The following is a 25,160-nucleotide window of genomic DNA, read 5'->3' as shown; positions in this document are numbered from 1 at the left end:
GCCGAAAGCTGCCACCATGTCGGCATGCGATCGGCCACAGCACCATCGGTCCTCCGGCGACTCCTCGGCGCCGCCGCCCTCGCCCTGGCCCTCACCTCGGCCTCGGGCTGCACCGTTCCCACCGACGCCGTCGCCGGCATCTCCGTGACCGCCGACGGGCACCTGCTCGGCGTCATGATGGTCTGCGGCCACCGGATCGACGGCGCCTCCCTCTACATCAGCGAGACCCCCGGCGTGTCCCCGACCGTCGGCCACTGGACCGCCGACCGCCCCCTCACCCGCGGCCTCACCACCTGGCCCCTGGACTCCCCCGCCCCCGTCCCCGGCTGGACCACCGACAAGAACCCCGCTCCTCTCCACCCCCGGGCCCCCTACGCCTTCTACGGGTGGACCAAGGACAACTCCTGGTCGGCCGCCACGGTCTCCTTCACCCTGGCCGACCTGGCCGGCCTCACCCCCGGGGACGTCCGCTACGAAACCCCCGGCGCCGCCGTCACCGTCCCCCTGGCGGAGTTCGAGGCCAAGGCCTGCCGGCGCGGGTGACGGCGCCCGTGCACTCGTCGGAGCGGGCGCCGGGTTCCACCTGCGGCCCGCCGGCCCCCGCGACGCGGACGACTCCTCCGGCACGTGGTCGCAGCGGCCGAGCCCGCCTCAGAACCCCGGAGGGAACCGGCGCAGGTGCGAGGCGTACGAGTAGGTGGCCTCCAGGCCCAGGAACTCCCGGACGGCGACGTCGTTGCGGCTGAAGCAGAACGCCGCGATGACCTCGTGGTCGGCGTCGCACCGCAGGATCTCCCCGATCCGGTCGAACGACAGGTCGGGCGTGTAGTGGACGGCCACTCGGCCCTCCCAGGCGTTCCCGACGTCCCCCGGCGAGGACCTCCTCCTGATCAGGTCGTTGAAGAAGAACGAGGGTTCGGCGCTGCTCGCGGTCCGCTCCCCGAGCGCGCTGCCGTGCGTTCCGGAGAGGATGTGGATCCGCTTGCCCGCCTCCAGCCGGGCTTCGGTGAGCCGCTTGACCATGCCGCCGGTGACCTCGTCCTGGCTGACCCACACCGTCGCGCCCGAGGCGTTGCTGACGGGTTCGAAGAACCGGAACCGCCTGGCCGGGAGGGCCACCGGCTCGCCCAGCAGCTCGGGCGTGGACGGAGCCGCCGCCTCCCCGGCCGCCGCGGCCGTCTCGCCCGCGCCCGCGGCGGCCTGCTTCGACATCCCGCAGCCGCGCGCGGCCTCCTCGGCGAGGGCCGGGCTGCTCCCGGCCAGCGTGCGGGAGAGCCGCAGGCCCGATTCGGCCAGCCCGGGCAGGCCGGTGCCGAGCGAGACCCACCCCAGGACGGCGGACGCCTTGGGCGAGGCGGTTTCGAGGGCGCCGCTCGCGATGGCGGTGACGTCGGAGGCGACGCCGAGGCCGCCCACGACGAGGGTGGTGGCGGAGGCGGCGCTGATCGCGGCCACCACGCCTCCGGCGGCGGCGATGGCCAGGCCGCCGGTGACCACGGTCAGGGCCAGTCCTGCGATGCCCAGGCCGATGCCGAGCCAGGCCTGCCAGCTGAGGTGGCCCGAGGGGTCGATCCGGTTGACGGGGTCGCCCTCGCAGTACGCGTAGGGGTTGATGCCGCCCGCGCCGAACGGGCTGAGGGTGTCGGGGGTGTTGAACCGCAGGAGGGCCGGGTTGTAGGCGCGGGCGCCGTTGCCGAGGTGGTGCGAGCCGGTGACGGGGTCGCTCGGTTGGCCGGTGAAGCCCAGCAGGCTGCTGGTGGCCCCGACGGGGCGCTGTCCGTGCGGGGTGAAGGCGTAGTGCTCCCGGCCGTCGGCGGTGGCCGCCATCGCGACGGTCCCCGCGCCGTCCGTCGCGAGGAGCCCGGTCCGCCCCTGGCGGTACTGGGCGACGTAGGCGCCGTTGTCGAGTTGCAGCAGGCGGCCCGGCCGGTCGTCCTCGACCACGGCCGCGAGGGACTCGCCGCGGTAGTACAGGACGTCGGTCCGCCCGTCCGTCCGCTGGGTGAACAGCCGGTTGAGCGGGTCGTATCCGTACTCGTTCGCCGGGCCCGCCGTCTGCAGTCGGCCGAGGGGGTCGTAGGTGAGGGTGCGCCCGGCGTCGTCGGTGGTCAGCCGCCCGGCCGCGTCGTAGCCCAGCGTGATCCGGGCCGGGAGGCCCTTGCCGGTGTGGGTGATGCCGGTGAGCCGGCACGGGTCGGCCCGGTCCTCGAACAGGTAGGTCGCGGTGTCCGCGCCGTCGCGGAACTCGGAGCGGCACCGGGTGACGTTCCCGAAGGCGTCGTAGCTGAACGTCTGCCCGGTGACCTGGTTGCCGTACGCGTCCGTGGGAGGGGTCGATCCGTCGCAGGTGTAGCCGGCGAGCCGGTTGCGGCTGTCGTAGGTGAAGACCTCATCGCGCAGCCGCTCCGCACCGGCGGAGAACGTCCTGCGGGCGAGGAGGCCGTTGTCCTGCCAGTGCTGGACCAGCGACCACGTGCCGCCCCGGCTGTCGCTGGTCGATCGGCCCACCTCGCGGCCGAAGTCGTCCAGTGTCAGCGCGGTGGTCAGCGCGTACCCCGACTGCTGGTCCTCGGCGGTCCACCCGATCGTGCGGCCCGCCGCGTCGTAGCTCGGCACCACCCGCGCGGCCGGGTCCGTGACGGCGGTGATCCGGCCGTGGGCGTCGCGCGTGGTCTGCCGGGTGGCGCCGTCCACGCCCGTGTAGCCGTGCTCCAGGCCGCCCAGCGTGAAGTCCCAGCGCGCGACGGCGGCGGACCCGCCGGGCCCGGTGGTGGTCTCGGTGCGCGGCAGGCCCGCGGCGGTGTAGTCGCGGGTGATGGTGACCTCGCCCTCCTGGGCGGTGGTCAGGAAGCCCGTGAGCGGGTCGTGGCCGAGCGACTGGGTGATGCCGCCGGCCCGGACCCGGGAGACGACGTCGCCGAGCCCCGGTACGAACTCGTAGCCGATCTGCTGCCCGTCGGGCATGGTGACCCGGGTGGGGAACGGGTCGCTGTCCTGGGCGTACCCGTAGGACCAGGTGCGGCCGCCGCAGTCGGCGGCGGTCAGCCGGCCCATGCCGTCGAAGGCCTGCGTGCCGTACGCGGTCCCGCCCACCGTGAGCGTCGTGGCCAGGCCGTCGGAGGAGAACGGCGCGTAGCCGCGGGTGACGACCGTGCCGTCCGGCAGGGTGGTGCGGCTGAGCCGGCCGTACGCGTCGTAGTCGTAGCTCGTGGCGTTCCCGGCTTCGTCGGTCTCGCGGCGCAGCCTGCCCCAGCCGTCGCGGTCCAGCACGCGCCGGCCCGCGGACGCCCCGCCGAGGCCGAAGCGCTCCGCCGCGACCGGCTCGCCGCGGAGGTTGTACGTCGTCACCCAGCTCCCGGTGACCGGGACGCCGCCGCCCGACTGCCGCACGGTGGTCGTCAGCGCGACGGGATCGCTCACGGTGAGCCGGCCCGAGCCGTCGCTGCACCCGGTGGCCGACAACTGTCCCCAGTCGTCGTAGGCGAAGGTCTGGGTCAGGTCGGCCACCTGGCCGCCACCGCCCGGCAGGTGGTCGGCCTCCGTGACCGAGGTCGTACGGCCCTGCTCGTCGTACGCCAGCCGCTGGACGGTGTACCAGGTGCCGTCGCCGTCGGTGCCCCTGCGCTCGCCCAGGACCGGGCGCCCGGCGCCGTCGAAGCTCGCGCGCTGCCGGTTGCCCAGCGCGTCCGTGGACGTCACCACGAACGGCAGGGACGTGTCCACCTCGTAGCTCCAGCTCTCGGCCGCCTCGTACGCGGTGCCCGGGTTGGTGGTACGGGTCAGCGCACGGCCCAGGCCGTCGTAGGTGGTGGCCACCACGTTGCCCTGCGGATCGGTGGCCGACCGCAAGCGCCCGGTGAACCGTGAACGGCGCTGCGAGCGCGTCGTCGTCAGCCCGTCGTGCGTCGTCAGCGTGTGGGTCTGGACCAGGTCCTCGCCCTCCGTCCGGAAGGTGAAGGCGTGCGCCGCGGTGTAGGAGGCGCCGCCCTCGCCGTCCGGGAACTCGGCCCGGTCCAGCCCGGTGATGCGGCCGAACTCCGCGCCCCAGGTGCCGTAGGCGAAGTCCTCCCGGCGCAGCAGCCGGCCGTCGGCGTACCGCCGCTCCGAGGACTTCACCACCACGGCGGGCACCCGGGAGTCCGGTGTGGAGTGCGAGGTGTAGACGTAGGACGTCCGGTGGACGGGCGCGTCGAAGCCGGTCCCCGGCGGCGTGCGGGTGACGTCCTTGAGCCAGCGGGTGAACCCGTTGGGGTCGGGCGGGCAGTCCGAACCGCTCCCGCCCGCCGGGTAGTACGCCCAGTCCGTCCGGGTCCCGTCGGGGTCGGTCCGGCGGCTCGGATTGCCCGTGCCGTCGTAGTCGGTGGTGGTGACCTCGCTGCGTGCGTGGCCCTGCGGATCGCTCCAGGTGACCGTCTGCCTCGTCGGCAGCTGGAAGCGGTCGTCCTGCTCCTCGAACTGCCGGCCGACCACCGCGTAGTACTCGGTCCGCACCTGCCGGGAGCAGCCGTTGCGGTTCGTCGTCTCGTCCGTCTGCAGGTGGTAGCCGTTGTACGTGCGGGTGGTCCTCGTGGTCCCGCCACCGCTGCTCCGCGACTCCGTGGACCCGTACGCGTAGTCGCTCAGGATTCCGTACAGCGTGTCCTGGTCGGGGTCCCAGCCCGCGCCGGAGTGGCCGCCGAGGAAGTTGTTGTCGGTGTAGTCGTAGTCCACCTCGGTCTGCGGCTGCCCGCCGCCGGGCCGCCGGACGTACCGCTCCACGCGGGGCAGCGCCGGCAGACCGGCGGAGTCCGGGAACCGGTGGCCCGTCCCGCCCTGGGAGTAGGAGACCGTCTCGGACATCCCGCCCGGCGCGCTCACACCGGTGATCCACGAGCCCCACACCCCCTGCGGCCCCACCGGGTCGGCGGACAGGCTCCACACCAGCGGGGCGTCCTCGCCGAGCCCGAAGTGGTGCACACCGGCCAGCAGCCCGTCCTGCAGCCACAACTCCACCCGGAAGCCCTCGGACCGGCCGGGCAGCACGTTCAGCGTGGCCTTGACGTCCCCCGAGTAGTCCACGGTCAGCAGGGTGTCGCTCTCGTCGCTGACCTCCAGGAGACGCGGGACCGCCCCGTTGCCGAAGTCCCACGAAAGCTCCAGCGCATGCCCGGCGGGCGTCAGCAGCGCCGTGGGCACCTTGAGGTCGAACGCGTTCTGCGGCCCGGTCAGCACCTCCACATCGCCGGACTTGTGCACCACGCGATAGGAGTCGTCGTCCTTCGTCACGCGGACCGTATCGAGCTTCTTCTGCATCAGAAGGACGTCGGAGCCGGTCTCCAGCACCTTGTACCGCTCACCGGAGGACAGCGTCAGCAGCCGGTTCCCCTGGTCGTACGTGGTCAGCCCCAGCGAGACCCCCCGCCCCAGCCCGGCCTCGGCGGTGCTCAGCGGCGAGTACCCCAGGGTCAACGGGAACGACGGCCCGAGGTTCCGGTTCCCCACCGGATTCCCCAGCTCGATCCGCACGTTGAACAGCCCGGTCCGGGGATCCACACCCCCCGACACCGCACTCCCGAAGTTCCCGGCCTGCGTGAAGAACGACGACACGGACCCCATGCTGAAGCCTCCGAAAGAGAACCGACCCCGTCAAGGACACCGCATACGGCCCCCGCCCTCCGTATGCGCCCCACGGCTCCCCCTCACTCTGACGCACCCCCGACCACCCCGTCCCGCTCACCCCCAGATTGGCCGATTCCCGCACCGCCTCCTCACTCGAAGCCGCGATCACGCCACCACGGCCGACCGGTCCTCCGTTCGTCCTTCCGCCTCGTCGGATCTTCAGGAGGCAGGAGGAGCGGTAGTGCCGGCGTGTTGACGGCCCGCCGACCGCAGGTCGGCGGGCCGTCGCGATCGTTGAAGGCTCGTCGGCTCCCCCCAAGGGGGCCGGCGGCCTATGCGCGGTCCGGCGGGGGTGGCGGCGGGTGGCCGGGCATCGGTGCTGCGGTCCTTTCCGGAGAGCGGATGCGACGGTGCCTCAGGCCGGGGTCCCGAGGGTGGCGCCGCCGTCGACGGTGAGGGTCTCCAGGGTGATGTGGCCGGCCCGGTCGGAGAGCAGGAAGCGGACGGCGTGGGCGACGTCGAGGGGTGTGGCGACCTTCCCCAGCGGGATGGCGGTGCGGTAGGCGGCGGGGTCGCCGGCGACGGCGGCGGAGGCGGCGGCGCCCGGCGGGTGCATGGCGTGCAGCATCGGGGTGTCGGTGGAACCGGGGGCGACCACGTTGCAGCGGATGCCGTACCGGGCGACCTCCAGGCCGAGGCACCGGGTGAACGCGGTGGCGGCGGCCTTGGAGGCGGCGTAGGCGGCCATCCCGGCGCGGGCGGTGGAGGCGGCGTTGGAGGTGACCGTCACCACGGCGCCGTACCCGCGCGGGACCATCCGGTTGACGACGGCCCGGGCGAGCAGGAACACGCCGGTGGTGTTGACGGCGAGCGTGGCGTGCCAGTCCTCGTCGCTGGTCCACCGGGCTTCGGAGAGCCGCAGCACACCCGCCGCGCACACCAGTTGGCCGATCGGGCCGGTGCCCTGCTCGACGGCCTCGACCAGCGCCTCGACGGCCGCGCGGGAGGTGACGTCCGCCGGGTGGGCGTGCACGGGCAGGCCCTCCGCGGCGAGCTTGCCGACGACGGCGGCCAGCCGGTCCCCGTCCCGGTCGACGGCGGCCACGGTGGTGCCCGCCTCGGCGAGGGCGCGGGCGACGGCGGCGCCGATTCCGCCGGCGGCTCCGCTGACCAGGGCGACGCCGGCCTCCGGGCCCTCGCCGTTCACGATCGTCCCCTCTGCGGGCCGGCGCCGGAGCCCGGGCGCGGACCGCTCCGGCCCCGGGCCGCCGCGGCGAGCGGGGCGAGGGCCGCGCGGAGCAGCCGGGCGGCGACCGGGCTGACGGTCGGCAACGGGTCGATCCGGACCGGCGGCAGGTGCGGGCGCAGCGCCCGGCGGACCGACTCGGCGGCGCGCAGTCCGGAGCTCACCGCGCCCTCCATGCCGGTCATGCCGGGTGGTGCGGCGCAGTGGTCGCCGGCCAGGTGGAGGTTGGCGAGCGCGGTGGTGCTGTGCGGGCGGAGCCGGTCGCTCCCGGGGCCCGGGGTGAAGTAGGGCGACGCCAGGTGCGGTTGGTAGCAGACGTGCTCGATGTCCTCCGGTCCGAAGCCGGGCAGGTAGGTCCGCAGTTCGTCGACGAGGACGGCGACGGCCTCGCTCTCGGGCAGGTGGGCGAGGCGTTCCACCCGGCCCACCACGCAGTTGAGGACGGTGGTGCGGTGCCCGGCCCAGTTCTGGCCGATGTCGAGCAGCGTGATCGCGTGCGGCGAGCCGACCAGGCGGACGTGTTCGGCGGGCAGGTGGGGCAGGCGTCGGCGCAACCAGAGGTGGAGGGCGCCGAGCGGGCGGGAGTTCAACTCGCGGACGCCGTGCGCGGGGTGCAGCGCGCCGGTGAGTTCGGGGCCGAGGTCGCTCACCCGGCCGTGCGGGACGGCGAGGACGACGTGTCCGGTCACCTGCTCGGTGTCGGCGTCGGCGGCGGGGGTGCGCAGGGTGAGGGTGCGCAGCCGGCCGCCGCCGGTGGTGACGCCGGTGAGCTCGTGGCCGGTGCGGACCTTGACGCCGGTGTTCTCCAGGTGCCGCCGGAACGGGTCGATCAGCCAGTGCTGGAGGTCCCCGCGGGGCATCCGGATGCGGCCGGGGCGGCGCAGGAAGGCGGCGATGCTGCCGCGGAACTCGGCGGCGGAGGCGGCGCGGCTCTCGGCGGCGGTGGAGGCGATGAAGAAGTGCTCGATGTCGGCCAGGGCGGCCTCGGTGAGGTAGCGGCGGGTGGTCAGGAAGTCGTGCAGGGACTCGTCGTGGCGGGTGTAGTCCTGGGCGAGCAGGTCGACCACGCCGTACAGGAACAGCAGCCCCTCGGCCACCGAGGCCCTGGGCCGCTCGGTGCCGCCCAGTTGGCCGGGGCGGATCTGGTGGAACCTGGTGGTGGGGCGGAGGCTGCCGGTGAGGCCGAGTTCGCCGGTCAGCCGCAGGGTGTTGCGGTAGAAGGCGGGGAAGATGTGGACGCCGTGGTCCTCGGTGCGGCCGTCGATGCGGCGCGAGCCCGCCTTGCCGCCGAGGTCGGGGGTGGCTTCGAGCAGGCGCACGGGCAGGCCGAGGCCGCTGAGCGCCCAGGCGGCGGCCATCCCGGCCAGGCCGCCGCCGATCACGGTCACCTCGTCGCCGTTCCGGTCCTGGCTCGCGGGTGCGTCGGTCACTGCTGCCGTCCCCGGGTGGCGTCGCGGTGGGCGGACAGGGCCGTCACCGCGTAGATGAGCCGCAGCAGGCCGTCCCGGTAGGTGAGGCCGTCGCGGTAGACGATCCAGGTGTGCTGCGGCTCGGCCCAGTCGCCGTCGTCCTGCTGGGTGCGGGCCAGGAATTCGAGGCCGGCGCGGACCGGTTCGCTCTCGGCGCGGCCGGCGGCGATCAGGGCGAGCAGCGCCCAGCTGGTCTGGGACGCGGTGCTGGTGCCGCGGCCGATCCAGGCGGGGTCCTGGAGGGCGCGGATGTCCTCGCCCCAGCCGCCGTCCTCCTGCTGGTGGGCGGTGATCCAGGTGCAGGCGCGGACCAGCGCGGGGTCGTCGCCGGGGACGCCGCAGGCGGCGAGGCCGGTGACGGCGGCGCTGGTGCCGTGCAGGTGGTGGCAGGCCCACCAGCCGGGCCAGGAGCCGTCCGGGCGCTGGTGGTCGCGCAGCCAGGCGACGGCGCGGCGGGCGGCGGGGGTGTCGCCCCGGCCGTCGGCGCCGAGGGCTTCCAGGACGTGTCCGGTGACGTCGGCCGAGGGGGCTTCCAGCAGGCCGATTCCGGCGAGGCGGTCCCGGCCGGGCAGGCGCCAGCGCAGCGGTTCGAAGGCGGCCCAGCCGCCGTCGTCGCACTGCTGGGACTCCAGCCAGTCGACGGCGCGGCGGCAGGCGGCGTCGACGGCGGGGTCGCTGCCGACCGGGTGGGCGCGGCGCAGCGCGGCGACCGCGAAGCCGGTGTCGTCGGCGTCGGGGTTGGTGTTGTTGGCGAAGACGAACGGCCAGCCGCCGGGTGCCTGGCCGGGGGTGAGGACGGCCCAGTCGCCCGGTTCGGTGACCTCGTTGTCGAGGAGCCAGCGCACGGCCGCCTCGGTGGCCTTGGGGTCGGCGCCGGGGGCGGCGACGGTGGCGTTGAGCGACAGCGCGGTGTCCATGACGACGGGGATCCACAGGTCGACGTGGCGCTGTCCGTCGTGCTGCGTGACGTACTCGCCGAGCGCGGCCATGGCGCGGGTGCGGACCGGGTGGTCGGCGGGCAGGCCGGCCGCGTCGAGGCCGATCAGGGCGTTGGCGGTCTGCGGCCAGTTGCCGCCCCAGCCGCCGTCGCGTTCCTGGGTGCGCAGCAGGTAGCGGACGGCCTTGCGGACGGCGCGGCGGCGCAGCGGGCCCGGGGCGGACAGGCGGGCGAACCCGTGGCTGAGGGTGGTGGCGGCGCGCAGCGGCAGCGGTCGGCGCGGGCGCCGGGTGGAGGGGCGGGCGTGGAGTTCGCGGATGTCGAATCCGGCGGGGACGACCGCACGGCGGTGCATCAGCAGGCTGTTGGCGACCAGGACGCCGCGGCCGGCGGCGCCGAGGTGGTAGATGCTGCCGGGGGCGTCGTCGGGCAGCAGGAGGATCTCGGGCGGGAACAGCGGGATGTCGCGCCAGGGCCAGAGGCCGATCATGGCGAGCCAGGCGAGCATCAGCGGGTTGTCGAGGGCCTCGACGCCGCCGAGGCCCCGGACGGCGCCGGCGGCGGCGCGCAGTTCGGGCTCGTCCGGGTGGTGGCCGGCCAGGCGCAGGGCGACGTAGCAGAAGACGGAGACCAGGAGTTGGTCGTCCCCTCCGGGGTGGGCGGCCCAGCCGCCGGTGGGGGTCTGCTCGGCGAGGATGGTGCGGGCGGCGGCCTCGGTGTCCTGGTCGGGCGGGATTCGCAGGTAGTGGCGCAGGACCAGCTCGCCGGACTCGCCGATCAGGCTGGCCCGGCAGTCGCCCTGCCAGTGGCCGTCCGGGTGCTGGCGGCGGCGCAGGGCGGCGGCGGCCAGTTCCAGGGTCTGCTCGACGGTGCGGGCGGTGGGGGCAGCGGGGTCGGTCGCGTCACCGGTCATCGCTGCGGCTCCTTCCTGGCGTGGGCGGCCGCGGTGGTCGCGGTCGTTGCGGTCGTCGTGGGCGTCGCGGGTGTCGCGGGTGTCGCGGGTGTCGCGGGCGCGATTGCCGCCGGGGTGGCGGACGTGGCGCGGGCGGCGGCGATGCGGCGCTGGCGCACGTACATGAAGACGGAGAAGCTGACGATCAGGGCGAGCGCGGGGGCGCCGACGATGTACGCCCAGACGTGGCGGATGCGCCGGCGCCGGGCCTCGACGATCATGTAGGCGCCCAGGGCGGCCCAGATCAGCACCAGGTCGGCGTAGACGAAGCAGGACGCCAGGTTGTGGGTGGCGTCGCGCAGGAAGGCGTCCATCACGCCGATCGGCCCGGCGTCGGCGTTGCGGACCACGAAGGTGACGGCCAGGCTGCCCATCACGAGCGTGCCGACGGCGGCGAACAGGGCGTACATCCGGCACAGCGCGCGGTCGTCCGCCCGGGGCTCACTCGGTGGCATGGCGTGCTCCTTCGGGGCGCGACGCTCGGGCCGGCGCGGGGGCGGGGACCGGCGCGGGGGCGGTGCCGGCCCGGTCGTAGTGGTAGTCGTCGAGGTCGAACCGCCGGGCCCGCCGGGCGGCTTCGTACGTGGACGACGGGCGCACGGCCGGGGCGTCGCCGTGCGCGTCGAAGTAGTAGCTGTTGGTGCCCCGGCAGCTGGGGTGTGCGAAGACGGTGCCGGGCTGGCGGCGCAGCGCGCGGCGGAAGGAGGCGTCGTGCTTCTCCGGGCGGACGACGGCCTGGGTGGCGCCCCGGCGGCGGGCCTCGGTGATGACCCGGGTCAGATGGGTGACCTGGTAGTCGATCATGCCGAACCAGGAGCCGCCGGTGAACGAGTACGGCCCGACGATGAACCAGAGGTTGGGGTAGCCCTTGACGGAGGTGCCCTCGTAGGTCTGGAAGCGCTCGGCGCGCCAGAACTCCCGCAGGTCCCGCCCGCCGAGGCCGTGCACCGGGAAGGGCGGCAGGTTGTCCAGGGCGTGGAAGCCGGTGGCCAGGACCAGGACGTCGCAGGGGTGTTCGGCCCCGTCGGCGGTGGCGATGCCGGTGGGGGTGATCCGCTCGATGGGTGCGGTGTGCAGGTGGACGTCCTCGCGGGTGAAGGCGCGCCAGTAGCCCTTGCCGAAGGACGGGCGTTTGCAGCCGAGCCGGTAGCCGGGGGCCAGGGCTGCCATCAGCGTCCGGTCCCCCCTGACCTGTTGGCGCAGGTAGAGGCGGGCGAAGGCCTCTCCGGCGCGCACCAGGAAGGGGAACCGCCGGTAGTGGATCATCGCGAGGACGAAGCCGACCTCGGTGACGGCGTCGGTGGCCGTCCGCACCGCGCGCTGGGTCCACGGCGCGGCGGCGAACAGGCGCCGTGCGGTGGCCGGCACCGGGACGTCCGGCTTGGGGAACACCCAGGTGGGGGTGCGCTGGTAGACGTCGAGGCGCTGCACCCGCGGGGCGATCTCGGGGACCAGTTGGACGGCGGAGGCGCCGGTGCCGACGACGGCCACGCGCTGCCCGTCCAGGTCCAGCCGGGTGTCCCAGCGGGCGGTGTGCACGACCCGGCCGGTGTAGTCGTCGAGGCCTTCGAGGCGGGGTGTTCTGGGGCGGGTGAGCCAGCCGGTGGCGCAGACCAGGTAGCGGCCGGTCAGCAGGGCGCCGTCCGCGAGTCGGACCCGCCACAGGTGGCCGGTCCCGTCGTAGACCGCGCGCACGACCCGCGCTCCGAGCCGCAGCCGGGAGCGCAGGCCGTAGCGGTCGACGCAGTCCTCGGCGTAGGCCTTCAGCTCCGCGCCGGACGGGAAGGCCCGGGTCCAGGAGGGGTGCGGGGCGAAGGAGAAGGAGTAGGAGAAGGCGCTGATGTCCACGGCGATGCCGGGGTAGCGGTTGGCGTGCCAGGACCCGCCGGCGCCGTCCTGCTCGTCGAGGATCAGGAAGTCCTCGATGCCGGCGCGCAGCAGCCCGACCGCGGTGCCGATGCCGGAGAAGCCGGCGCCGATCACGAGGACCTCGTGCTCCGGTTCCGTGTTCGTCCCGCCGTCCCGCCCGGCGGCGGCCCCGGTCACAGGGCGAGCCCGGTCGAGAGCAGCGCGCCGAAGGCGAGCAGCAGCCAGCAGGTGTGCTCCAGCGCGGGGACGAGGTCGCCGCCCCGGGCGCCGCCGAGCACCAGCCGCAGCGGCCGCACCGCGACGGGCGCGGCGGCGGCCACCAGCAGCACGGCGGGCCGCCCGGGCGCCAGGGAGAGCGCGACGGCGAACGCCGCGGCGACCAGCAGCGCGTAGTAGATCCGGGTGCGGCGCGCGCCGAGCCGGACCGCGATGGTGATCTTGCCGGCCTCGGTGTCGGTGGGGATGTCGCGCAGGTTGTTGGTGGTCAGCAGCGCGCACGCCAGCAGCCCGATCGGGACGGAGGCGCCCACCGCGAGCGCCGGCACCCGTTCGAGCTGGATGTAGGTGGTGGCGCAGACGGCGATGACGCCGTGGAAGACGAAGATGCTCACGTCCCCCAGCGAGTGGTAGCCGTACGGTCGGGAGCCGCCGGTGTAGAACCAGCCGCCCAGCGCGCACAGCGCGGCCAGGGCCAGCAGCCACCAGCTGACGGTCACGGCCATCACCAGGCCGGCCGCGGTGGCGACGCCGTACAGGACCAGCCCGAAGCGCAGCACCTGCCCGGGCGACGCCTGCCCGGAGCCCACCAGACGCACCGGGCCGACCCGGTGGTCGTCGGCGCCGCGGATCCCGTCGCTGTAGTCGTTGAGGAAGTTGGTGCCCAGGACGAAGCCCAGTGCGAACACCAGGGTCGGCGCGGTGCGCCAGGCCTGCACGGGCCCGCCGGCGCCGGCGGCCACGGCGGTGCCGACCGCGATCGGTGCCAGCGTGACCGGCAGGGTCTTCAGCCGGGCCCCGAGCAGCCAGGCACGGACGACGGACGGCCGCTTCGCCGTACCGGGCCGGGTGGCCGCCTCCCCGCTCATCGCTTCGTCCCGACGCCGAGGAAGAGCACGCCGGTGGCCTTCACCGGGACCATCCGGACCGTCTCGCGCCGCCCGGCCAGGTAGCCGAGCCCCTCCCGGACGTGCGGCCTCAGGCCCAGGAGCCGCAGCTCCACGCCGTGCGAGCGGGCGGTGCGCAGCAGCCGGGCGCGGTTGACGAACAGCCGGTGGTCGTGGGTGCCGCGCTCGGGCCGGCCCGGCAGCGGCAGGTTCTCCGCCAGGGTGACGGCCACCAGCCGGGCCAGGCGGCTGTCCGCGATGGTGTCCACGATCAGCGTCCCGCCCGGGCGCAGCACCCGGCAGGCCTCGGCCACGGCCGCGTACGGGTCGGGGACGTGCTCCAGGCACTGCCCGGCCGTGACGACGTCGAAGCACTGGTCGGCGAAGGGCAGCCGGGCGAGGTCGGCGCGGGCGAGGGAGTGGTAGCCGTGGCGGGAGGCCTCGCGCAGGGACAGGTGGGACAGGTCCACGCCGGTCAGCCGGTATCCCTTGCCGGCCAGGTGCGGGGCGAACAGCCCGCCCCCGCAGGCCAGGTCGAGCAGTTCGGCGTCCGCCCGGGCCGCGGCGGGGACGAACCCGGCCCGGGCGCGGGCGATCCAGCCCAGCGGCGCGAGCGGGCCGCGCGGGTCCCACCAGGTGCCGGCGAGGCGGTCGTAGTCGGTGATGAGGTCGCTTCGGAGCTGTTGCACAGCACTACTCCTTGAGGCCGGGCCGTTCCCGGGCACGCCGTCGGAGGGCGTGCGGGGCCGTCGGGCGGTGATCTCCCGTGCGGTGATCGCGCGTGCGGTGATCGCGCGCGGATCCGCTCAGGCGGCGTCGCGCAGCGCCTGCAACGCGGGGTGCCGGGCGGCGAAGCTGCCGACCAGGTCGGTGAGGCAGCGCCGCACGACGGGTGCGTGCGGGGCGGTCGCGGGATGGGTCTCCACCGCGTGAAGTGCGTCATCGGTGTAACGCTGCGCGACCGTGGCCGCCCGGACGATCGCCCCCGACTCATGCAGCAGCGACACCACTTCCTCGCATTGCCCGACGGAAAGCGGCTTTTTGCGGAGAACCGGGACCAGGCGATCCCCGAAATCCTGGACGGCATAAATCACCGGCAATGTGTAGACGCCGTTGAGAATGTCCTTCGCCTGCTGCTTCCCGGTTTCCCGGCTGCAGATGTCGAGAATGTCGTCCCAGATCTGGAATGCCATGCCGAGGTTGTGGCCGAAGCTCTCCAGCGCCTCCCGCTCCCCCCTCCCCGCCTTCGACTGGAGCGCCCCCGTCGCGGCCGCCGACCGCAGCAGCCGCGCCGTCTTCCCGGAGATCGCCGCGAAGTAGTCCGCCTCGGAGCGCGTCGGGTCGTGCAGTTGGGTGGACTCCAGCATCTGCCCCACGCACATGTCGGTCAGCGTCTCGGCCATGGTGAGCAGCTGGGCCCGGCCCAGGGCGGCGGCGCCCTGCATGCAGCGGGCCAGCAGGTAGTCCCCTGCCAGCAGGGCGATGGCGTTGCCGTACTTGGCGTTGATGCTCGGCTCACCGCGCCTGATCTGCGCTTCGTCGATCACGTCGTCGTGGTGCAGGGTCGCGATGTGCAGGGTCTCCACGACCGCCGCCCCCTCGATGACCCGCCGGCGGGTGCGCCCGCCGACCTCGTCGTCGAGCAGGTACGAACAGAGCAGGACCAGCGTCGGCCGCAGCAGGTGCCCCGCGTTCTCCACGGCATGGAGCACCGGTTCCCGAATGCGGCTGTGCGGCGGAATCAGCAGGGAGTGCAGAGCCTCCCGCACCCGGACCAGGTCCTTCTGCAGCCGCTCCTGAATCCTGGCGGCCTCCTCGCCGGGCGAGGACAAATGGGCAGCACGCGGCGTCGTCGCCGTCATTTATGGTTTCCTTCCCCCGTGACCTCTGCAGGCCGGCCCTCAGACTAGGAGAGCCACCCGGATCACACCAGGGCGACGACGAAGTAAACCGTAGCGGAACAGGGAATTCCGGGATCCGGTCTCACGGAGCGCACTGCGACGACAAACGGTTCGACCAGCCCACGCCGACCGCCATCACGCTCCGCATTGCCTACCAACAAGTACCTTGTGGCGCAGATCACAGTGACCGACCGGCCGGGGTTCCGGGGTGCCGCCGACCGGCCGACGGAGGGTCGGGAGCCGTCGGTGGCCTCGCCCGGCGGAACGGGAGCGGCCCGGGCCCAGGGCCGCGCTGTCGGCGGCCCGGGGCCCGTCGTGCCGCCCGTCGTGCCGCCCGTCGGGACCGGCCGGAGCCGCTCTCGGGGTCAGCGAGGGGAGAGCAGGCAGAACTCGTTGCCCTCCGGGTCGGCCAGGACCGTCCAGTGGATCGCGGACCGGTCGAACTCGGGGTCGGTGGCCCCCAGGGCGCGCAGGCGGGCCGCCTCCTCGGCCGCGTCGTCACCGCGGTAGGGGGCGACGTCGAGGTGGACGCGGTTCCACCCGCTCTTGGTGTCGGGGGTGCGGACGAACTCCAGGTAGGGGCCGACGCCCTCGGCGGAGCGCATGGTCGCGTGGTCGTCGGTGACCTCGTGCAGCGTCCAGTCCGTCGCCCCGCCCCAGAACCGGGCCATCTCCCGCGGATCGGTGCAGTCGACCACCACCGCGGCGATCAGCCCGGTGTCCCGGTAGACCGGGCGGGGCTCCAGGACGCAGAACTCGTTGCCCTCCGGGTCCGCCATGACCGTCCAGGGGACATCGCCCTGCCCCACGTCGGCGAGCGTCGCACCGAGATCCTTCAGGCGCGCGACCAACTCCTCCTGATGGGCCGCCGAGGTGGTGGCCAGATCGAGGTGCACCCGGTTCTTCGCCGTCTTGGGTTCCGGGCGGGCCACGATGTCGATGCAGACGGCCACGGGGTCCGGGTAGGCGAAGCCCACGGGTTCGAGGTTGGTGACACCGGGCCCCTCGCTGTCGATCCCCCAGCCGAGCACCTCCGCCCAGAACCGCCCGAGCGCGGAGTCGTCCTGAGCCTTCATATTGATCTGTACAAGTCGCGTTGCCATGCCGGAGATCCTAGAACCTGCCGAAACCCCAGGCCAACGGGGGTGGCGAGGCCGGGAGCGGACCCGCGGACGGAGGCGACGCGCGGTCAGCGCCCGGCGGCGAGGATCGACTTGAGGGAGGCCACGTCTCCGGTGCGGGCCGCGGTGACGAAGACCTCCAGGAGCCGGCGGTGCTCCACGGCGTCGACCGTGGCGCGCTGCTCGGCGGTGAGGCGGTGGCGGGCGCGGCTGGCGATCTTGCGGGCGTTGACGGGGCTGAGGCCGAGCATCGCGGCGATGTCGGCGTGGGTGTACTCGAAGGCCTCGCGCAGGATGTACACCGCGCGCTCGGTCGGCGTCAGCCGTTCCAGGACCAGGAGCAGGGCGAGTTCCAGTTCCTCCGTCCGCTGCATCCCCGTCTCGGGGTCGGCGCCGGGGTCGACGGGCTCGGGCAGCCCGGGGCGCAGGCAGGTCTGGCGGCGGGAGCGGGCGGACTGGGCGACGTTGATGGCCAGTCGGCTGGTGGCACGGGAGAGGAAGGCCGCGGGGCTGACGACGGCCGCGCGGTCGGCGTTCTGCCAGCGCAGCCAGACGTCCTGGACGACGTCCTCCGCCTCGACCGCGATGCCCAGCGTGCGGTAGGCGATGGCGAAGAGCTGCGGGCGCAGCCGCTCGAAGTCGGTCGCGGCCTCGTCCAGGGTGCCTCGGCCGACGGTCGTGGACGGCTGGGGCGGGAGGTCTTGCAAGGCGGTCACCACGGCATCGCTCCGTTTCCGTCTGCGGCGTCCGTCGACGCCGCTGTGACCACGCTCGCGCCGCGCGCCCGTCGGTGACGCCCCGGAGGGTGCGTGGTCCGTACCCTGGTGGCCGATGCCGGTGCTCGTGCCGGTGCCGGTGCTCGTGCCGGTCCCGGTCCCGGTGCCGGGGGCTCAGGCCGGGACGGCCGGCTCGTCGACCAGCGCGCCGCTGAGCTGCCGGCGCGAGGTGACGCCGAGCTTGGTGTAGACCTTGCGCAGGTGCCACTCCACCGTGTGCGGGCTGATGAACAGCTGGGCGCCGATCTCGGGGTTGGTCATCCCGCCGCCCGCCAGGCGCGCGATCTGGGCCTCCTGGGCGGTGAGCGTGGTACGCGGCTCGGCGGTGCGCGACTCGGCGCCCCGCCTGGGCACAGCCGTCGTGCCCGGCCCCGTCCCCGTGGCGCGCAGTTCGCGCCAGGCGCGCTCGGCGAAGCCCTTCACCCCGATCCGGCTCAGCGCCTGGTGCGCGATGCCCAGTTGCTCGCGGGCGTCGACCCGGCGGTTCTCCCGGCGCAGCCATTCGCCGTAGAGCAGGTGGGCGCGGGCGCGGGTGATCCGGACGCCGGTGCGGCCCAGGCGTTCGGCCGCCTCCTGGTAGAGGGCCTCGGCGGCCGGTCCGTCGTTCACCTGGGCACGGACCATGGCCGAAGTGCCGAGGGCCCAGTCGGTGCCGCTGGCCCGGGCCGTGCCGGCGATCCGGTCGGCGACCTCGGCGGCGCGGGCCCGCCGGCCGCTGCGGGCGGCTGACTCGACGAGTTCGACCATCGACCGGATCGCCAGGCCGATCTCCTGGAGGTTCTCCGCGCCCTGCTCGGCGGCGGCGCACGCCTCCTCGTAGCGGCCGAGCCCGTTGTACAGCACCGCCTTCGCCCAGGCTCCGGAGCCCGGGGCGTCGCCCGGGTCCGCGTCCCGGGCCATCGCGTCGACCGCCCGCAGGACCTCGGCCTCCCGGCCCTTCCACGGTTCGGTCACCAGCGAGGCGTAGTGGGCGAGGTAGTGGCTCCCGGTGGCCTCGCCGATCGCTCTGGCCTCGGCGATCAGCGCGTCCGCCCGGTCCATCTCGCCGGCCAGGACGCGGTTGGACACCAGTTGCAGGATCGCCGAGGGCAGCACCGACAGCGCGCCCGTCTCGCGGGCCAGCTCGACCAGCCGCGTCGAGAGCACCGTGCTGCTGTCGAAGTCCCAGACGGTGAAGGCCATCCGGGCGGCGAGCGGGAACCAGCCGAGGCCTTCCGCCGGGGAGACCTCCTCGGTGCGCAGGGCGTCCAGGGCACTCAGCACCATGGGCGCGCCCGCCGCGAAGCCGTCGACGGTCATCGCGGCCAGGCCGCGCAGCAGCAGGTCGTTGCGGACCGGCGGCGGCCCGGGCGGGGCGGCGAGCACGGCCCGGGCGACGTCCCGCAGCCGGGCGCCGCCCGGCGCCCGGTCGACGACGAGTGCGGCGTCCAGCGCGTCGCGGTAGGTCTGCTGGGCCAGTGCGGCGTCCAGCGGTTCCAGGCGGTCGGCGGCCCGCACCAGCATCGGCAGGGCGCTGCCGGTGCTGGTGGCGGCGAGCACGATCCGGCCGCGCAGCAGTTCGGCCTGGGCGAGCCGGCGTTCGTCCAGCGGGCCGAGGGAGGCGGCGTCCAGCAGTTCGCGCGCGGTGTCGTAGCCGCCGGCCTGGTACTTGGCCTGGGCCGCCGCGAGGGCCCGGGCGGCACGGGCGGCCGGGTCGGCGGTGAGTTCGGCGGCCCGGGCCAGGAACGCGGCCGCCGCGGCGACCCCGCCGCGGGCCTGCGCCCGGCCCGCGGAGCGCTCCAGTTCCTCGGCGACCTGCTCGTGGGGGCCGGCGGTGGCGTTGGCGAGGTGCCAGGCGCGGCGGTCGGGGTCGGTGTCCGGGTCGGTCGCGTCGGCCAGGGCCCGGTGCACCTGCTGCCGGGCCTCGGCGCTCGCGGCCCGGTAGGCCGCCGAGCGCACCCCGGGGTGGCGGAAGCGCACCCTGGTCCCGATGGTGACCAGGCCGGCGGCCTCGGCGCAGGCGGCGGCGGACTCCTCGACGCCGAGCAGGGCCGCCGCCCTGGTCAGCAGGGTGACGTCGCCGACCGGTTCGGCCGCCGCGATGAGCAGCAGCTGCCGGGGGCCCGGCGGCAGGGCGCGGACCCGGTGCAGATAGGCCTGTTCGGTCCGGCCGGCCGGCGGCCGGGCGTCGGGGCGTCCGAAGCCGCCCGCCAGCTCCTCGGGGGTCAGCCCGTGCGGCAGTTCGAGCAGGGCCAGCGGGTTGCCCTGCGTCTCGGCGACGATCCGGTTGCGGACCCGTTCGTCGAGCCGGCCCGGGACGACGGCGGCCAGCAGGGCGCGGGCGTCGCCGTCGCTCAGCCGGCCCACCGCGAGCCGGGGCAGCCCCGCGAACCCGGCGTCGGGTGCGGGCTCGCGCACCGCGAGGACCAGGGCGATCCGCTCGCCGAGCAGCCGCCGGGCGACGAAGGCCAGGGTGTGGGCGGAGACCTCGTCCAGCCACTGGGCGTCGTCGACGGCGCAGACCAGCGGCTCCTGCTCGGCGGCGTCGGCGAGCAGGCCGAGGACGGCGATCCCGACCAGGAAGCGGGCCGGCGAGGGGCCCGCGGCCAGGCCGAACGCCGTGGCCAGCGCGTCGCGTTGCGGAGCCGGCAGGCGGTCGAGCCGGCCCAGGAACGGGGCGCACAGCTGGTGCAGGCCGGCGTACGGGAGCTCCGTCTCCGACTCGACGCCGGTCACCCTGGCCACCCTGAACCCCCGGGCGCGGGCGGTCGCGTACTCCAGCAGCCGGGTTCTCCCGACCCCTGGTTCGCCGTGCAGCACCAGTACCCGGCTCTCGCCGGCGCGCACCGCGTCGAGCAGTCCGTCGAGCGCCGCGCACTCACGGCTCCGCCCCAGCATCGGCTCCCGAGTCATCAACCGGCAGGCCCTTCCGCTCCGTCCCCGCGCGGCGCCGGTCGGTGCCGCCGGAACCACCCTGCCGCCCGGGCCCGGCGGCCCGCGCCCGGGAGATCCCCGGTCCACCCCCGGGGACGGCCCGGGGCAGACCCGGGACGGGCCGGGACGGGCCGGGGTCGACCCGGGGGGGTCGGCCCGGGACGGGCCCGGGGCCCCGGTGGCGGCGTCAGGCGCCGGTGAGGGCGGCGCGGAGCCGGTTGCGCGATCTGACGTCGAGCTTGGTGAACACCTTGCCCAGGTGCCACTCCACGGTGCGCGGGCTGATGAACAGTTCGGCGCCGATCTCGGAGTTCGTCAGCCCGTCGGCGGCCAGCCGGGCGATCTGCCCCTCCTGGGTCGTCAGGGCCTCGCGCGGACCGGCCCCGTCGGCCGGGCGGGACCGCACCGTCTCTCCGGTGGCCAGCAGTTCGCGCCGGGCCCGCTCGGCGAAGGCGCCCGCGCCGAAGCCCCGCAGCATCCCGTGCGCGGTGCGCAGCTGCGCCCGCGCGTCGGCGCGCCGGTTCTCGCGGCGGAGCCACTCGCCGTACACCAGGTGGGTGCGGGCGAGCTGGACGGCGACCCGGCTGCGCCCGAGGCGCTCGACGGCCTCGCGGTACAGCCGTTCGGCGGCCGGCCCTTCGCTCACCAGCGCCCGTGAGCGGGCCAGCACCCCGAGCGCCCAGTCCGTGCCGCCGGCCTCGGCCCGCTCCGCCAGCCGACGCAGCGGCGCCTCGGCCGCCTCGGGGGCGCCGGCGCGGGCGGCCGCCTCGACCAGCTCGGCGAGCGCGAACCCGGCGACCGCGAAGTCCTCGTACTCCACGGCCCGTTCGGCGTGGTCCAGCGCCTCCCGGTACCGGCCGAGGCCGTTGTGGAGGACGGCGAGGAGGTAGTGCTCCAGGCCGATCGCCCGCCCTTCGCCCCAGGTGGTGGCCTCCCCGGCGGCGGCGCTGATCACCTCCGCGACCCGGGGGCCCTCGCCGCGCCAGGCCAGCAGCAGCAGCGAGGGGTAGGCGATCGGCGAGTGGCCGGTCACCTCGGTGAGGGTGTCGGCCTCGTCGATCAGGGCGGCGGCGAGGCCGAAGTCACCGGTGTGCACGGCCAGGGCGGCGCGGTAACCGAGGGCCAGCGGAAGGAAGTTGAGGGCACCCGTCTCGCGGGCCGAGCCGACCGCGCGCTCGGTCAGCCGGTGCCACGTCCCGTCGTCCCACATCTCGCCGGCGACCAGCCAGGTCAGCCAGAGCCAGCGCATGACCTCGCCGTCCTCGGCGCCCTCCGAGCGTCCGAACGCCGACCGTCCGACCGCCGGCCTCCCGTGCGCCGGCTTCCCCGACACCGGCTTCCCGTACGCCGACCGCCCGAACGCCGCCAGCGCGGACCTCAGCAGCGGGCCGCCGGTGGCGCAGCCGTCGGCGAACCAGCCGACCAGGCCTTCGAGCAGCAGGTCCGTCGGCCGCGGCGGCAGCGCCACGGGCAGGGCCGTGCGGGCGGCCTCGGCGACCTCCCGCACGCCGACGGGTGCGCCCGTCCGTCCGGCGAAGACCGCCGACCCGAGGGCGTCCAGGTACGCCTCGCGGGCGTCCGCGCCGTCGATCCGCGCCAGCCGGCCGGCGGCGTCGAGCAGCAGCGGCAGCGCCTCGCCGCCGCGTCTGCGGGCGAAGACGGTCTGGGCGCGCAGCCGGCTCAGCCGGGCCTGCTGCGCCTCGTCCAGCGGGCCCAACCGCGCCGCGGCGAGGAGTTCGAGCGCCGCGTCGGGGGCGCCCGCGTCGAAGGCGGCCTGCGCGGCGGTCAACGCCCGGGTGCCGCGCCGGGCCGCGTCGGGCGTCAGCTCGGTCGCCCGCCGCAGGAAGGCGGCGGCCGCCGCGATCCCGCCGCGGGCCTGGGCCCGGCCGGCCGAGCGTTCCAGTTCGCCCGCCAGGGCCTCGTCGGGTTCGACGGCGGCGTGGGCGCGGTGCCACACCCGGCGGTCCGCGTCGGAATCGGGATCGGTCGCTTCGGCCAGCGCGCGGTGCACGTCGCGGCGCACGGCGGGGTCGGCGGCGCGATAGGCGGCCGAGCGCACCAGCGGGTGGCGGAAGCGCACCCGGGTGCCGAACTCCACCAGTCCCGCGGCCTCCACCGCTCCCGCCGCGTCGGCGCCGATGTCGAGGCGCTCGGCGACCCGGCGCAGCAGCGGCACGTCGCCCACCGGCTCCGCGGCCGCCGCCAGCAGCAGCCGCTGGGCCGCGTCGGGCAGCGCGCCGATGCGCCGCAGGTAGCTCTGCTCGATCTGGCTCGCCAGCGGGCGGACGTCCGGACGCCCGAACCCGCCGGCCAGTTCGGCCGCGGTCAGGCCCCGGGTCAGCTCCAGCAGGGCGAGCGGGTTGCCGCGGGTCTCGGCGACGATCCGGTCCCGGACGCGTTCGTCCATCCGGCCGGGGACCACCGACTCCAGCAGCGCCCGCGCGTCGTCGTCGCGCAGTCCGCGGACCACCGTCTCGGGCAGACCTGCGAACGGGTCGCCGTCCGCGAAGGGGTTGCCGCCCGCGGCGGGCGCCGAGGTGCGCACCGCGAACACCAGGGCCACGGGTTCGGCCAGCAGCCGGCGGGCGACGAAGGCCAGGGTCTGGCCGGAGACCCGGTCGAGCCACTGGGCGTCGTCCACGGCGCAGACGAGCGGCTGCTCCTCGGCGGCCTCGGCCAGCAGGCTGAGGACGGCCAGGCCGACCAGGAAGCGGTCCGGCGCGCCGCCGGTGCTCCCGGCTTCGAGGCCGAAGGCGACGGACAGGGCGTCACGCTGGGGACCGGGGATGCGGTCGAGCCGTCCCAGCAGGGGCAGGCACAGCTGGTGCAGCCCGGCGAACGCCAGCTCCATCTCCGACTCCACGCCCGCCACCCGCAGCACCCGGCACCCGGTCGCGCCGCCCGCCAGGTACTCCAGCAGGGCCGACTTGCCGACCCCCGGCTCACCGCGCAGCACGAGCACCTCGCCCCGGCCGCCGCGGACGCCGTCGGTCACCCGGTCCAGCGCACCGCGCTCGCCCCGCCGCCCGCGCAGTCCGCCCGGACCGGCGGTCCCGCCCGGTCCCCCCAGTCCGCGCCAAGGAGCGCCGCCCGCCATCCGCCACCACCACGCAGTCCGAGGTCCGGACCCGGATCGGCTCGGGCCCGCCCCATGATGCCCCAGCACGCGCGGGCCGGACAAACAACGGACGGCCCGCCCGGCCACCGCCGCGGCGCCTCATGCCCGGCGCCGTCGCAGCGCGCGGCGTTCCGCTTCCGTCGTCCCGCCCCAGATCCCCTCCACGGGCGCCTCCAGCGCCCGCTCCAGGCACTGCCTCGACACCGGACAGCGCCCGCACACGGCCTTCGCCTCCTCGCTCTGCACGATCGTCGGGAAGCTGGTGCCGCTGCCGATGGGGAAGAAGAGTTCGGGGTCCGTGCCTCGACACCGGGCCGACTCACGCCAGTTCATGAGGTTCCCTCCGTGCCACGTGGTCCGCTGTTCGCTCGCCCTCGCCCTCTATGACTCCGTACGGGCGGCGATTGTGACATCGGCCGCCGGGCCGGAGCGCCGGGCCCCGGCGGATAGGACCGTTGACGTATTTTCCGCCGCCGAACGCCGACAGCCGTTGACCCGCCGGCCCGCCCGGGGATTGGCTTTCCCGCAGAGCCCGCCACCGGGAGGGAGCCCGGCCGGGCAAGCAGAGGGGAAACGCCATGCCACGTACCACCCGGACGACCCGCAACCGCCGGCTCGCCGGCGGCGGTGTGCTGGCCGCGGCCGTGCTGATCGCCGCGACCGCCGCCACCGCCCCGGCCCAGGCCCGCCCGGTGCCGCGCGGCACCGTCCAGATCAGCACCGGGCTGAACGGCGCCGTGCCCGACGACCAGTCCTGGAGCCAGGGCGTCAGCGCCGACGGCCGCTACGCCCTGTTCACCTCCTGGGCCACCAACCTGGTGGAGCAGCCCGGCAAGACCTGGCGCGACGCCTTCGTGACGGACCTGCGCACCGGCCGCACCGAGCGCGTCAACCTCTCCGACGCGGACGAGCCGCTGGCCGGCTTCACCGACTACGTCGCGATCAACGCCAACGGCCGCTACGTCGCCTTCGACAGCGACGCCGAGGACGTGGTGCCCGGCCTGCCGGTGAAGGGGCGCGGCGAGGTGTACGTGCGCGACCGCTGGACGGGGCGCACCGAGCTGATCAGCGCCGGCCCGGCCGGTACCGACACCGACCGGTTCCACTCCTCCTACGCGCCCTCGATCAGCGCGGACGGCCGCTACGTGGCCTTCGTGTCCGCCCGGACCGACCTGGACCCGACGGTGGTGGACAGCGGCCCGGTGGACGGCGATCCCACGCTGAACAGGCCGTACACCTGGAAGTACAACGTCTACCTCACCGACCGCCGCACCCACACCACCCGGCTCGTCTCGCGTGACGCGAACGGCCGGCCGGGCGAGAGCCTCTCGATCCACCCGACGATCAGCGCGGACGGCCGCACCATCGGCTTCTCCTCGCTCTCCGCCCTGCTGCCGGAGGAGCAGCCGCCCGCCGACCCCGCCGAGGCGGACCTCACCCCGAGCGCCGCCGAGGCCGCGCGCCGCAGCCTCCCGAAGGCCCTGGCGCAGGCGCAGCCGGTCCTCTCGCACCCGACGTCCGCCGTCTACTACACCTATGACGTGCCGTCCGGGAAGCTGACGCCGGTGAGCGTGGGTCTCGACGGCGAGGTGGGCCACTCCAGCTTCGAGGCGACGATCAGTCCCGACGGGCGGCGCGCGGTCTACACCCTGCCCGAGCCGGGCGGCTCGACCAACGGCCACCGCTACCACACGGTGCTCCACGTCCGGGACCTGACGACGGGCACGGTGACGAAGGTCAGCGGCGGCCTGCCGGGGACCAGCTCGGTCGGCTCCTCCGACCACGGCTCGATCACCGCCGACAACCGCTGGATCTACTTCGAGTCCGCCGCCGACAACCTGGTCCCCGGCCCGCAGCACGCGGACTGGGACGTCTACCGCCAGGACCTGCGCACCGGCCGGACCGAACGCGTCGCCACCGCCCCGGACGGCTCGCTGGGCAACGGCTCCTCGAACGCGCCGTTCGTGTCCGCCACCGGCCGCACGGTGGTCTTCGGCTCCACCAGCGGCAACCTGGTCCCCGGCGCCGGCGCCCCGCCCACCGAGGGCTTCCAGGTCTTCGCCAAGCCCGCCCCCCGCCACCCGGTCGGCGGCGACGACCGAGTCGTTCCTGCGCCCTGCTCAGCCGCCGGGAGCGGGAGATCGCGCGGTCCAGGCG

Annotated in this window: 16 protein-coding genes; 2 read left to right on the top strand and 14 right to left on the bottom strand. The window is 75.2% G+C overall.

Translation table 11 applies throughout. The features are described from left to right. Positions 1–24 precede the first annotated feature (24 nt). Positions 25–543 carry a hypothetical protein gene (locus ACFU74_RS05635; RefSeq protein WP_380752210.1) on the top strand — a complete coding sequence of 173 codons (519 nt, stop codon included), beginning with the start codon at positions 25–27 and terminating at the stop codon, positions 541–543. Positions 544–651: 108 nt separating this feature from the next. Here the strand turns inward: ACFU74_RS05635 and ACFU74_RS05630 are convergent, their stop codons facing one another. The 14 genes from ACFU74_RS05630 to ACFU74_RS05565 all read right to left on the bottom strand — a co-directional run bounded on the left by ACFU74_RS05630 (position 652) and on the right by ACFU74_RS05565 (position 23,336). Continuing rightward, positions 652–5,586 carry an RHS repeat-associated core domain-containing protein gene (locus tag ACFU74_RS05630; protein ID WP_380752207.1) on the bottom strand — a complete coding sequence of 1,645 codons (4,935 nt, stop codon included), beginning with the start codon at positions 5,584–5,586 and terminating at the stop codon, positions 652–654. Between the two features lie 427 nt (positions 5,587–6,013). Beyond that, entirely contained in the window at positions 6,014–6,805 is a 792-nt protein-coding gene (locus ACFU74_RS05625) for a 2,3-dihydro-2,3-dihydroxybenzoate dehydrogenase (RefSeq protein ID WP_380752204.1), read from the bottom strand. Continuing rightward, positions 6,802–8,274, bottom strand: coding sequence for an FAD-dependent oxidoreductase (locus ACFU74_RS05620; protein WP_380752200.1), 1,473 nt, complete (start codon positions 8,272–8,274; stop codon positions 6,802–6,804). Before ACFU74_RS05620 ends, ACFU74_RS05625 begins: the two co-directional genes overlap by 4 nt. After that, complete coding sequence (locus ACFU74_RS05615) at positions 8,271–10,163, bottom strand: prenyltransferase/squalene oxidase repeat-containing protein (protein ID WP_380752197.1); 1,893 nt, start codon at positions 10,161–10,163, stop codon at positions 8,271–8,273. The genes ACFU74_RS05620 and ACFU74_RS05615 overlap by 4 nt, the downstream gene beginning before the upstream one ends. Then, entirely contained in the window at positions 10,160–10,657 is a 498-nt protein-coding gene (locus ACFU74_RS05610) for a DUF2834 domain-containing protein (RefSeq protein ID WP_380752194.1), read from the bottom strand. The genes ACFU74_RS05615 and ACFU74_RS05610 overlap by 4 nt, the downstream gene beginning before the upstream one ends. Next, complete coding sequence (locus ACFU74_RS05605; protein ID WP_380752191.1) at positions 10,644–12,248, bottom strand: flavin-containing monooxygenase; 1,605 nt, start codon at positions 12,246–12,248, stop codon at positions 10,644–10,646. The genes ACFU74_RS05610 and ACFU74_RS05605 overlap by 14 nt, the downstream gene beginning before the upstream one ends. Beyond that, positions 12,245–13,156: a 1,4-dihydroxy-2-naphthoate polyprenyltransferase gene (locus ACFU74_RS05600; protein ID WP_380752188.1), complete on the bottom strand. Its 912-nt coding sequence runs from the start codon at positions 13,154–13,156 to the stop codon at positions 12,245–12,247. The genes ACFU74_RS05605 and ACFU74_RS05600 overlap by 4 nt, the downstream gene beginning before the upstream one ends. After that, positions 13,153–13,863, bottom strand: coding sequence for a methyltransferase domain-containing protein (locus ACFU74_RS05595; RefSeq protein ID WP_380752185.1), 711 nt, complete (start codon positions 13,861–13,863; stop codon positions 13,153–13,155). Before ACFU74_RS05595 ends, ACFU74_RS05600 begins: the two co-directional genes overlap by 4 nt. A gap of 117 nt (positions 13,864–13,980) precedes the next feature. Then, complete coding sequence (locus ACFU74_RS05590) at positions 13,981–15,036, bottom strand: polyprenyl synthetase family protein (RefSeq protein ID WP_380752182.1); 1,056 nt, start codon at positions 15,034–15,036, stop codon at positions 13,981–13,983. Positions 15,037–15,440: 404 nt separating this feature from the next. After that, positions 15,441–16,178 (bottom strand): VOC family protein, encoded by a 738-nt coding sequence (locus ACFU74_RS05585; protein WP_380752179.1) that lies wholly within the window; start codon positions 16,176–16,178, stop codon positions 15,441–15,443. Positions 16,179–16,264: 86 nt separating this feature from the next. Then, a complete protein-coding gene (locus tag ACFU74_RS05580) occupies positions 16,265–16,912 on the bottom strand; it encodes a sigma-70 family RNA polymerase sigma factor (RefSeq protein WP_380752176.1) in 648 nt (215 codons plus the stop codon). A gap of 174 nt (positions 16,913–17,086) precedes the next feature. Next, positions 17,087–19,864, bottom strand: coding sequence for an AAA family ATPase (locus ACFU74_RS05575; protein WP_380752173.1), 2,778 nt, complete (start codon positions 19,862–19,864; stop codon positions 17,087–17,089). 208 nt (positions 19,865–20,072) lie between these two features. Further along, positions 20,073–22,982: an AAA family ATPase gene (locus tag ACFU74_RS05570; RefSeq protein WP_380752170.1), complete on the bottom strand. Its 2,910-nt coding sequence runs from the start codon at positions 22,980–22,982 to the stop codon at positions 20,073–20,075. Positions 22,983–23,102: 120 nt separating this feature from the next. Further along, positions 23,103–23,336, bottom strand: a complete 234-nt coding sequence (locus ACFU74_RS05565) for a WhiB family transcriptional regulator (protein WP_380752167.1) — start codon at positions 23,334–23,336, stop codon at positions 23,103–23,105. A 245-nt stretch (positions 23,337–23,581) separates the two neighbouring features. Here ACFU74_RS05565 and ACFU74_RS05560 point away from each other — a divergent pair. Beyond that, positions 23,582–25,160 (top strand): TolB family protein (locus ACFU74_RS05560; RefSeq protein WP_380752164.1); only part of this gene is annotated, 1,579 nt, incomplete at its 3' end.

Origin of the sequence: Kitasatospora sp. NPDC057500, from assembly GCF_042802195.1 — a bacterium.
GTDB lineage: Bacteria > Actinomycetota > Actinomycetes > Streptomycetales > Streptomycetaceae > Kitasatospora.
Note: the sequence above shows the minus strand (reverse complement) of the source record. Positions and strands in the feature narration are given on the sequence as shown.

Bases quoted from the DNA above. Each gene is read 5' to 3' on its own strand.
- ACFU74_RS05585 (WP_380752179.1), bottom strand. From the start codon at position 16,178: ATGGCAACGCGACTTGTACAGATCAATATGAAGGCTCAGGACGACTCC.
- ACFU74_RS05635 (WP_380752210.1), top strand. From the start codon at position 25: ATGCGATCGGCCACAGCACCATCGGTCCTCCGGCGACTCCTCGGCGCC.
- ACFU74_RS05615 (WP_380752197.1), bottom strand. From the start codon at position 10,163: ATGACCGGTGACGCGACCGACCCCGCTGCCCCCACCGCCCGCACCGTC.
- ACFU74_RS05575 (WP_380752173.1), bottom strand. From the start codon at position 19,864: ATGACTCGGGAGCCGATGCTGGGGCGGAGCCGTGAGTGCGCGGCGCTC.
- ACFU74_RS05570 (WP_380752170.1), bottom strand. From the start codon at position 22,982: ATGGCGGGCGGCGCTCCTTGGCGCGGACTGGGGGGACCGGGCGGGACC.
- ACFU74_RS05590 (WP_380752182.1), bottom strand. From the start codon at position 15,036: ATGACGGCGACGACGCCGCGTGCTGCCCATTTGTCCTCGCCCGGCGAG.
- ACFU74_RS05610 (WP_380752194.1), bottom strand. From the start codon at position 10,657: ATGCCACCGAGTGAGCCCCGGGCGGACGACCGCGCGCTGTGCCGGATG.
- ACFU74_RS05565 (WP_380752167.1), bottom strand. From the start codon at position 23,336: ATGAACTGGCGTGAGTCGGCCCGGTGTCGAGGCACGGACCCCGAACTC.
- ACFU74_RS05600 (WP_380752188.1), bottom strand. From the start codon at position 13,156: ATGAGCGGGGAGGCGGCCACCCGGCCCGGTACGGCGAAGCGGCCGTCC.